2 protein-coding genes and 1 rRNA gene are annotated in these 1,473 nt (G+C 38.2%); 2 read left to right on the top strand and 1 reads right to left on the bottom strand.

Features of this window, described 5'->3' with window-relative positions:
- Positions 1 to 134 precede the first annotated feature (134 nt).
- Positions 135 to 249 (top strand): 5S ribosomal RNA (rrf, locus tag IEV18_RS16945).
- Positions 250 to 441: 192 nt separating this feature from the next.
- Entirely contained in the window at positions 442 to 1,143 is a 702-nt protein-coding gene (locus IEV18_RS16940; RefSeq protein ID WP_188393510.1) for an MgtC/SapB family protein, read from the top strand.
- A gap of 78 nt (positions 1,144 to 1,221) precedes the next feature.
- On the opposite strand, the gene IEV18_RS16935 is transcribed toward IEV18_RS16940, so the two are convergent.
- A partial coding sequence (locus IEV18_RS16935) for a transposase (protein WP_188393325.1) occupies positions 1,222 to 1,473 on the bottom strand: 252 nt, incomplete at its 5' end.

The raw sequence follows: 1,473 nt of genomic DNA, 5'->3' as shown, positions 1-1,473 counted from the left end.
ATACTAATCGATCGAGGGCTTAACTAAATTTCAAGTCGTTGTATTCTCTTATTTAGTTTTGAAGGTGCAAAAAAAGGACTTGCATTTTGATGAAAAAGTGCATATAATATAACTTGTCCTTCATAAAAGGATTGTCTGGTGACGATGGCGGAGAGGTCACACCTGTTCCCATACCGAACACAGAAGTTAAGCTCTCCAGCGCCGATAGTAGTTGGGGGTTCCCCCTGCGAGAGTAGGACGTTGCCAGGCAAAAAGGAAAAAGTCTAAGATTTAAAATCTTAGACTTTTTTTGTGTTTCAGATTATTTGCCGCGTCTAAAAGAAAAGAAATCACCTCTTGGGTGGTATAATATTCATATATCAGGTTATACAATGTTATATTATAGGATTTATTTTCTTTCATGGATAAAAGCGCATACTGATTAGGAAAGGAGTGAAGGAAATGAATGAGATACTCCATCAAATATTTGGGGAGCATTTTTCAGTAATCGCCCTTAGGCTAGTTATTGCTTTAATATTATCCGGAATTATCGGATTTGAACGGGAAATGAACAATCAATTTGCTGGTTTTCGGACGCACATTCTCGTTGGAGTAGGTGCTTGTTTAATGATGCTGTTATCCGTATTTGGTTTCATTCCTTTTATGGAGAGGTATGACAATGTGCGCTTTGATCCGGCTAGAATTCCTTCCTATGTCGTTAGCGGCATTGGTTTTCTCGGCGCGGGAACGATTATGGTATATGGAGGAACGATTCGCGGATTGACGACGGCTGCTTCTATATGGACGGTGGCAGGTATCGGACTTGTCGTCGGGTCGGGTATGTATGGTGCGGCAATGCTCGCAACGATAATTATTTTAGTCAGTCTAAAATTTCTAAATAAAATTGAAAAGCTTGTACCGAAAAATCGCAGTTCCTATTTTTTGAAGCTGGAGGTAAAAAGTGCATTTCCTGTCCATCATGTTATTGAAGTGGTGGAACAGTCAAAAGCAACGATAATGAATATAGAAATTCATAAATTGAAAAAAGATATAAAACAGATAATCGTTCATATTGAAAAAAGAAATGGGTTAAATCAGGCGGCTATTGTTGAAAAGCTAGCTAATTTTGAGGAGGTTATCCATATTTCAGACATGAGCAAATAAAAAATGGGAGTTTCCCCTCTCTTTTTTGGTTCTATGTCAAATGTTGGGGTTTAGGCTACCGCGCTTGGTGGCCTCTTCCTAACCCACATGAACTCCAATTTCTTTATACTTGTGCGATAGTAATATTCGTGCACGGGAACGTCTAAAGTTTCTAAATCCAAACGCATTCCGTTTCATGACTTTCGTGTGGTTATTAATCCCTTCTAAAAACCCATTCGAATATCCATATACAAAGCTGTTTAATATTTCTGTTTGCCAGTTCTTTAAGGTCTGAATATTTCTTTTAAATTCTGGGATTCCTGATTCTTCCACCAACTCATAAAAGCGATA

The sequence above is a fragment of the Compostibacillus humi genome, from assembly GCF_014637175.1.
Classification (GTDB): domain Bacteria; phylum Bacillota; class Bacilli; order Bacillales; family Amphibacillaceae; genus Oceanobacillus; species Oceanobacillus humi.
Note: the sequence above shows the minus strand (reverse complement) of the source record. Positions and strands in the feature narration are given on the sequence as shown.

Bases quoted from the DNA above. Each gene is read 5' to 3' on its own strand.
- IEV18_RS16940 (WP_188393510.1), top strand. From the start codon at position 442: ATGAATGAGATACTCCATCAAATATTTGGGGAGCATTTTTCAGTAATC.